The following is an 8,002-nucleotide window of genomic DNA, read 5'->3' as shown; positions in this document are numbered from 1 at the left end:
CAAGCCCCGCCAAGCGCGCCATTGGGGCGGTTAGCTCAGCTGGTTAGAGCGCCTGTTTTACACGCAGGAGGTCACAGGTTCGATCCCTGTACTGCCCACCATTTTTTCCTATTATCAAGCCGGGCAGAGCCTTTATTCTTGACGGCTGGTAAAGTAGAAAGATAATAAGTTGAGGGGGAGCTAATACTAGCTCCCCCTTATTAGTAAATAATATTGACTTATTCAATACCTGAGGCGTAATATAATAGCCTGAAAGGAGGCATTCAGCCTCCGCCTTTTATTTATCATGCTTTATACGTAAGAGGTCAGGTAACGAAACCCAATTGAGTAAAGGAGTATGAACCCTTGATGGATTTAACATCCTTTCCCGTCATCGACCACCATTGCCATCCCTACGACCCCGCTAAAGCGGTCCTGGAGCCGGAGCTTTTAGCCCGTGAGTTTTTTCACGGAAGGGGAGATATTCCCAATGAAAAAGCCCCCAAAGCCTGGGGAGCCAGTGAGGAACTCCGCTACCACTTCCGCCATATGGGGATTGTCAACACCATGGTGTGCCAGCTATCCAGAGTTTTCGACTGCCCTGCTGAGCTGGATGCGGTGGCGCAGGAACGCAACCGCCGTGCTTCGGATGACTTTGCCGCGTATTGCCGGCTGCTGTACAAGGATGCCGGAATTGTGGCCACGGTTCTGGATACCGGTCTCCCCAACAATGACCCCCTGTTGGACCTGATACCGGGCACCAAATTGAGATTATTCCAGTTCGAACCACCTCTGCAAAAACTGCTCGTCAAGGCTGAATCCTATCAGGAACTGCTGCGGGATTTCCAGGAAACCCTGGACCGGTCGATTAAAAACGACGGCTTCATCGGGGTGAAAGTCCACCTGGCCGAGCTGGTCGGCTTTGGGACAATGCCGGTCTGGGAGGATGAGGCAAAGTCGATTTTCCCCCGCGCCAAAGCAGGGGACGCTGACGCTTACAAAAAATTGTACACCGCTGTATTCACCGCGACCTTGCTCCAATGTCAGGAACTGGGTGTGCCCGTCCATCTCCACAGCGGTTTCACCGGCGGAATGTGGGATGGCCCCATATACGACGCGGACCCGTTTTTACTGGCTCCCTTTTTATGCCGGACGGAGTTTTTGAAAACCAAAATTATACTGCTCCACGCCGGGTATCCCTGGACGAAGCAGGCGGGGCAGCTTGCGCACTCTTTTCCCCATGTCTGGGTGGACATGAGCCAGGTTACGCCGTGGGCATCTCTGCGTATTGTCGAGTGCTATCGGGACGTAATGGCCTGGGCACCGCTTTCCAAGATTGTTATCGGAAGCGGGGGGCATGGAAGTCCGGAGATTGCGTGGCTTGCCGCCCTGACGGCCAAAACCGCTCTGACCGAGGTTTTAGGAGATGCCACAAAGCTGGGCTTAATGGCTACAAAGCATGCGGAAGCAGCGGCCCGAATGATTTTACACGACAATGCTGCTCGCCTGTACGGGCTTGATACGTGAACTTCCTGCCTATCGTACGGTACCGCCCACCACAATCATACTGACTGGTCGGGATTAAACTCAGCGATTTCCTCGTCCTTACGCACCAGAGCCAAAATACGCCTTCGCTCTTCTTTGTCCAGCCCAATTATGTTTATCAATCTCTTGATGAATCTGAAACTTGCCTCGTATTCGGGGCTGACCAATTCGGTAATCCCCAGCCCCTTAAGTATATCTGCCTCCCGCACACGGTGAACCCGTGCCAGAATCTTGAGCTCGGGGTTGATACGCAATGCGGTCTTGGCCGTGGTCACCACCGCCATCGGGTCGGGATAGGTTATGACCAACGCCCGTGCTTTATCCAGGCCTGCCTTCTCGAGCACGTGGACATTGCTGGCATCGCCATACATTCGCGGCCTGCCGGCTGTTCTTGCCTCGGAAACACGCTCCGGGTCAATATCAATGACAAGGTAGGCGATTCCAGCGTCCTGCAGCCCCTGCGCAATGTTCTGCCCGACCCGGCCATAACCGGCAACAACCACCCTATCAAGTATCCCCACAGGTACAGAGGCGGGTGAAGCTGAAACCTCCCCGGCTGCCATTCTTCTGCCGCCGCGTGCCCAGGGCCATCTGTGAAATAGCCGAGAGGTCAGGCTGATGGAAAGCGGGGTCAATAACATGGTGATAATAGCGCTGGCCAGAATCAAGGAATACAGCTGCTGTGATAGGATACCCACATTGATGCCGCCCTGAGCTAAAATAAAACCAAACTCGCCAATCTGAAAAAGACCGGCACCGGTCAGCAGGGCTACCCTCGCGCTGTAGCCAAAAAGCCGAACCACGCCGAAAACAACCAGCAATTTCAACGCGGTGATGACTGCCACCATCATCGCCACCAGTGCCCAGTTTTTTACCAAAAACATGGGGTCAAGCAGCATACCCAGCGAAACAAAGAAGAGGGTGGCAAAGATGTCCCGCAGCGGGGTAATCTCGGCCAGCGCCTGGTGGACAAACCTCGTTTCCCGCAGTACCATGCCGACCAGAAAAGCGCCAAACACGATGGAAAGCCCGAAAATTTGGGTGCCTATCGCGGCGCCCAGGCACAGGACCAGAACGGTCAGCAGAAACAGCTCGCGAGCTCGTACACCACCAACTCTACCCATCAACCAAGGGAGCACCCACCTGCCGGCCACGATGGCAACCCCAATAAAAAGAACTGCTTTTCCAACGGCCGTAGCCAGAGACAGCAGTATGTTTTCTTCCATACCGCCCATTAGAGGCATAATTACAATCATCACCACCACGCTGATATCCTGAAAAATAAGGAAGGCGATCATAATTCGGCCCTGCACCGAAGTCAGCTCCCCACGTTCCATCAGTATTTTCAAACACACCGCCGTGCTGCTTAGCGAGATAATCAAGCCGAACAGTGCCGCCTGGGCTGGAGACCATTTGAATAAAACAATGCCTACGGTTAATCCCAAGCCAAAGGTGACCAGAACCTGGGCAACGCCCCCCCAAAGTCCGACCCTGCCCACTTCTCGTAGCTGGGCGATTGAAACCTCCAGGCCAAGCGTAAACATGAGGAGGGCAACGCCTATGGTCGCCACCGCTTCAATTAACTCTAAATCATCCACCAGGCCAAGAGCATGGGGACCAACCGCCACGCCGATTACCAAGTAACCGAGTATGACTGGCTGTCGCAAGCGGTGGGCTACCATACCGCCAACCAGAGCAGCTGCCAGAAGAATAGCGATGGTTACTACCGGATCTAACCCTTCCATCTATCCTGCACAATCAAAGACTACAGCTTTATTTTATCACAAGAACCGCTGCCAACCCGCATAAATAAATAAGATATTGGGAACGAGCCTGAACATAGAATACGAACGGATGCCGGATACCGTTGCTGTGGTCTAATCAGCGGCGCTCATTTCCCCGCATGGCGTGCGGTAAGATGCCTTTCCCGGACCTCGGGATTGGCGTAGTCGGGAAGCAGTATCGGGGCCACCCGGTCGGTTACAATGCCGGCTTTTTCCAATTCCTTCTGATAATCTTCGACGTGTTGCAGTGACAATTTGCCATCTCTGGCCTTAGCTTTGGCATAGTCCGCCGCGCTCTCGCCGGCAATTCGCCCGAAGACGAGGACATCGAGCAGGGAATTGCCCATCAGGCGGTTTTCGCCGTGCACGCCGCCGCTGACCTCCCCGGCGAGGAAGAGCCCGGGTATGGACGTCTCCCCGCGGGCATTGTATTCCAGTCCACCATTCTGGTAGTGGAGGGTGGGGTAAACCAGCATCGGTTGCCTTGCAATATCTATGCCGAAACGTCGGTAAACGATGAACTTGCCCGGGAACTCCCTCTCCACCGCACCTTCGCCCATCAATATATCGACCATCGGCGAGTCAAGCCATACGCCCAGTTTTCCGGCGGGCGTGGGAACGCCCTTTCCCCTTTCCAGACATTCCCGGATGATGGCGGCCGATTCCACATCCCTCGGCTCGCGCTCATAGACGAATTGCTCCCCATCCTTATTGACTATGTTGGCTCCCGCCCCGCGGAATTTTTCTGTAATCAGAATGCCTTCAACCTGCTCGGGGAAGACGGCGCCGGTGGGGTGGTATTGAACCGTGTGCAACAACTTGAGTTTCACGCCGGCCCGGTAGCCCAGAACGACGCCATCAGCCGTAGCCCCATAGTGGTTGGTGGTCATAAATCCCTGAACGTGCAGTCGGCCGCAGCCGCCGGTGGCGATAATGGTCGCCCTGGCCCTGACTATCAGGTATTCTTCGGTTTCCAGATTGTAAAGTATGGCGCCGGCGCAGTGGCCGTGTTCGTTCAAAAGGAGTTCGATGGCGGGTGAAAATTCCAGAACGGTGATATTCTCCCAGTTGCGGGCCTCATCACGAATGGTGCGCATAATCTCGGCGCCGGTGATATCGCCGCAGAAATGCATCCTCTTCCGGCTGGTCCCTGCTCCGTGCAGGCTATGCAGCCTCCCATCTGGAAATTTGGAGAACATCACTCCCAGGCTTTCCAGCCACCTGAGCACCTCCGGCGCTTCATTGACCAGGATTTGAACCAGTTCCGGTTCGTTTTTGAAGTGACCGCCACCCACCGTGTCCAGGTAGTGCAGGCAGGCTGAGTCCTTCTCGACCTTGGTGGCCGCCTGAATGCCTCCCTCCGCCATCATGGTATTGGCGTCACCATGGCGGAGTTTGGTGGCCAGTATGACCCTGGCGCCACTTCGCTCGGCAAGCATGGCCGCCGCCGTTCCGGCACCACCGCCACCTATTATCAATACATCAGTCTCCAGGTCCACGCGGGATAGGTCAATCCGGTCCGGATTTATCCGGCTCCATGCCTCCAGCAGGTCGGCAAACTCGCGGGCAATTCGGTAGCCCTTGCTCGGCCCGACTTTCAGCTCACGCCGCCCTTCTTCTTTGTAATCGGGATGATATTTCTTCAGTATCTCGTCGGCTTCATCCGGCGACATCTTGGGGAATTCCTCTCCCCTCTTCTTCCGCGCCAGCCGCTCCCGCCTGCTCTTCTCCACCACTTTTATCAGGCTTTTGAGTTCCTCGGTATAGGGCATTCTCTCCTCCTAGAGATAATCGCGCTTTGCCGGCGTCCAGTCCTCGTCAGCCATTTCCGGCTCAATTTCCCGGGCCTGATATATTTCTTTAAGCTGTTTAATATCAGCCTTCATAATCTTCTCCAGCGCCTGCTGGCATTTTTCACCCTTGGCCGCTTCGACCGCTTCGTTCAGGTGCTGTGCCCGCGGCGCAATCCGGCTCCCGTAGATTCTCCGCGCCAGCTGCATAACATGATATTGGGGTAATTCCCCCATACACCGGCTGACACAGAGGCCACACTGAATGCAGCTAAACGATAAGGTGGCTGCCCGCTCAATGTTGCCCTGTTTCACCGCCGAGATAACGTCCATCACCTGGACATCCATCGGGCAGACTTTGGTGCAGGCATTGCAGGCGATGCAGCGAAACACCTCGGGATACAGTTTGAATATTTCCTCGGGACTGGCGGAAAGCTGCTCGAAGTCGTAGCTGGCCCGGTTCGCCGGGTAAAACGGAATCTGCGCCAGATACATATCCGGTTCCACCACCGTCTGGCAGGCCAGCCCGACGTAAAGGTGGTAGTCTCCCGGCTTGCGGTAGACCGTAGCACAGGCCCCGCAAATGCCGCCCCGGCAGCCACATCCGCGGATAAACCGGTATCCAGCGTATTCCAGCGCCTTCATGATGGTGAGCGTCTCGGGCACCATGTACCTTTTGCCCATCACGTAAACCGGGATGAGTTTTGCACTCTCCGCTTCTGCAGGTGCGCCGCTGTCGGTCGCTTTACGCTCTTTTTCCGCCATATAAACCTCCGCTCGATTATAACCCAAGCGAGGTCAACAGACCAGAAGGTGAAATCAGATGTTTTTTAAACCAGGACCGGGTTTCTTTTATTCCCAGGGCAAGCCCGATGAGTTCGGTGAAATAGAATACGGGCAGTTTATTGCCATTGAGCCCGCGCTGTCGCATTTCCAGATTGGCGTGGCAGAGGGGACAGGCAGTGACCATTGCCTCGGCACCGGCCCGCCTTGCCATCTCGGTGAGTTCACCAACCATCTGGCTGGCGATATCCCGTTTGCTCAAAGACAGGCTGCCGCCGCAGCAGTCCACCTTGCCGGACCAGTCCCTTACCTCGGCACCCAGTGTATCGAGCAAGGTATCCAGGCACTGCGGGTTTTCCGGGTCATCGAAGGCGACTACATCAGGTGGCCGGACAAGGTAACATCCATAATAGGCCGCCAGCTTCAGGCCATGCAATGGTTTCACCACCTTGTTTTTCAGGTTCTCCAGACCGATTTCATTGCAGATTATGTCAAGGAGATGTCGGGTGCTGTACCGAGCATCATAGGACAGGTCTGCCGAGCGTGTGAGTTCATCGCGCAGCTTCTTATCCTGCTTCATTTCATTTTGCGCGCTTCTCAGCCTGATGTAACAGGCGGGGCAGGCAACCGCGATGTCCATCTTCATCTCCTCGGCCAGCGCCAGGTTCCTGCCGGCGAGGGTACTCGCCAGCCGCCGATTGGTGCTGTGCCCTGACGATGCCCCGCAGCAATTCCAGTCGGGAATCTCCGCCAGCTCAATGCCGAGATGGTCACAGACGGCGCGCACCGACAGGTCATACTCCCTGGCCGTTGCCTCCAGGGAGCAGCCGGGATAATAAGCATACCTCAAACCTGCTGCCGTCTGCTGGCTCATCTTTCTGTTCTCCGAAATAAGTCCCTGACCTTTTTTATTTCACTGAAACGCACCGGGAATAACTTCAACTTGCCCTTGAGCAGCATTTTCATTCCCGGAAGCAAATCGCTGAACAGGTCCCTTGTCTTGAGTTTCAGCATCAAAATCAGGGACAGCTCGTGCTGCCTTCCCCACCGCTCAATGTTGCCCAGAAAAATGCGGTGAAAATCGGCCACAGCGTGCTCTTTGGCCAGTCCTTCCCGCAGTGAAATCTCACGCAGAACGTCCATCATTTTCACCAGGTCAACCTCGTTGGGACATCTGGTGGCGCAGGCCTGGCAGTCGGCGCAAACCCAGATGGTGGAACTGGTCAATACCTGCTCCCGCAGGCCCAGCTGTACCATGCGGACAATCTGGTGGGGAAGATAGTCCATGGCAAAGGCCGATGGGCAGCCCAGGCTGCAGGTGAGGCACTGGTAACAGCGGTTGATTTCCGTGCCGCTGGCTTCTTTCACCTGCGCGCCGAAGCGTGACTCAATTACCGCTACACCATCTTTACCCAAGTACTGCATACTACTTCCCTATATCGGTCAGCTCTTCCTCTTTGAACGTGGTCAATGGCAGTTCCTCGTCCAGGCTTCTGCCCGGCACATAATCGAATAATTTCTGCACCTCATATCCCACCAGACGGAAGATGTCGGCCACTGGAATACTATTCGGACAGGCCTCGGTGCACAGCCCGCAGCCAACACAGGAAATCACCATGTGGTTCAATCTGGTCAGGTGGAAGAGAAGCGTATCGCTGGGCATACGGAGGGCACCCTTTCTTTTCGCCCAGCCCAGATACTTCTCGGCCTCAAATTCAAAGACCGGGGAGTCAAAGAAACACTCCTTGCAGTAGCAGAGCGGGCACGCCGTTTTGCAGTTGTGACAGTTAATGCAGGGGGCAAGAGCCGCCATCAGCTTATCCAGACCCCGGACTTCTTCCCGGGTTTGCTTCAGCATTTCCTCCCGCTTCCGTGCCCTCTCCCCTACGAGCTTTGCTATCGCTGCCTCCCTATCCCCGGCTTTTACCTCTTCAAGGCCCAGTTCCCGAATTACTTTCTCCCCCTCCGGCGTTCCGGCCACCAGCAGGACACCGGTATCAAGGTTGGCGCCAATCAGACCGATGGTAAGGTCAGCGCCCATGGGGACCGGATATTCGCAGACCTGGCAGGCCTGGCGGAGGAGAGGGTCCTCTTTTCCCTCTCGAATTCGGTCCAGGAAAT

7 protein-coding genes and 1 tRNA gene are annotated in these 8,002 nt (G+C 55.4%); 2 read left to right on the top strand and 6 right to left on the bottom strand.

The window, feature by feature from the left end; translation table 11 throughout:
* The first annotated feature begins 24 nt into the window (after positions 1-24).
* Positions 25-101: transfer RNA gene (locus tag KKD83_04735), tRNA-Val, on the top strand.
* A gap of 247 nt (positions 102-348) precedes the next feature.
* Complete coding sequence (locus KKD83_04730; GenBank protein MBU2535454.1) at positions 349-1,506, top strand: amidohydrolase family protein; 1,158 nt, start codon at positions 349-351, stop codon at positions 1,504-1,506.
* A 35-nt stretch (positions 1,507-1,541) separates the two neighbouring features.
* Here KKD83_04730 and KKD83_04725 read toward each other — a convergent pair whose 3' ends face one another.
* The 6 genes from KKD83_04725 to KKD83_04700 all read right to left on the bottom strand — a co-directional run.
* Positions 1,542-3,269, bottom strand: coding sequence for a cation:proton antiporter (locus tag KKD83_04725; protein ID MBU2535453.1), 1,728 nt, complete (start codon positions 3,267-3,269; stop codon positions 1,542-1,544).
* 146 nt (positions 3,270-3,415) lie between these two features.
* On the bottom strand, positions 3,416-5,080 hold the full coding sequence (locus KKD83_04720) for an FAD-binding protein (protein MBU2535452.1): 1,665 nt from the start codon (positions 5,078-5,080) through the stop codon (positions 3,416-3,418).
* Positions 5,081-5,089: 9 nt separating this feature from the next.
* On the bottom strand, positions 5,090-5,863 hold the full coding sequence (locus KKD83_04715; GenBank protein ID MBU2535451.1) for a 4Fe-4S dicluster domain-containing protein: 774 nt from the start codon (positions 5,861-5,863) through the stop codon (positions 5,090-5,092).
* A gap of 16 nt (positions 5,864-5,879) precedes the next feature.
* Entirely contained in the window at positions 5,880-6,731 is an 852-nt protein-coding gene (locus KKD83_04710) for a CoB--CoM heterodisulfide reductase iron-sulfur subunit B family protein (protein MBU2535450.1), read from the bottom strand.
* Positions 6,732-6,751: 20 nt separating this feature from the next.
* Positions 6,752-7,306 carry a 4Fe-4S dicluster domain-containing protein gene (locus KKD83_04705; GenBank protein MBU2535449.1) on the bottom strand — a complete coding sequence of 185 codons (555 nt, stop codon included), beginning with the start codon at positions 7,304-7,306 and terminating at the stop codon, positions 6,752-6,754.
* A 1-nt stretch (position 7,307) separates the two neighbouring features.
* On the bottom strand, positions 7,308-8,002 hold a 695-nt coding region (locus KKD83_04700), incomplete at its 5' end, for a formate dehydrogenase (protein MBU2535448.1).

Source organism: Chloroflexota bacterium (assembly GCA_018829775.1).
In the GTDB taxonomy this organism is placed as follows: domain Bacteria; phylum Chloroflexota; class Dehalococcoidia; order Dehalococcoidales; family RBG-16-60-22; genus E44-bin89.
Note: the sequence above shows the minus strand (reverse complement) of the source record. Positions and strands in the feature narration are given on the sequence as shown.

Coding starts and splice junctions, on each gene's coding strand:
- KKD83_04705 (MBU2535449.1), bottom strand. CDS start 7,306: ATGCAGTACTTGGGTAAAGATGGTGTAGCGGTAATTGAGTCACGCTTC.
- KKD83_04720 (MBU2535452.1), bottom strand. CDS start 5,080: ATGCCCTATACCGAGGAACTCAAAAGCCTGATAAAAGTGGTGGAGAAG.
- KKD83_04725 (MBU2535453.1), bottom strand. CDS start 3,269: ATGGAAGGGTTAGATCCGGTAGTAACCATCGCTATTCTTCTGGCAGCT.
- KKD83_04715 (MBU2535451.1), bottom strand. CDS start 5,863: ATGGCGGAAAAAGAGCGTAAAGCGACCGACAGCGGCGCACCTGCAGAA.
- KKD83_04730 (MBU2535454.1), top strand. CDS start 349: ATGGATTTAACATCCTTTCCCGTCATCGACCACCATTGCCATCCCTAC.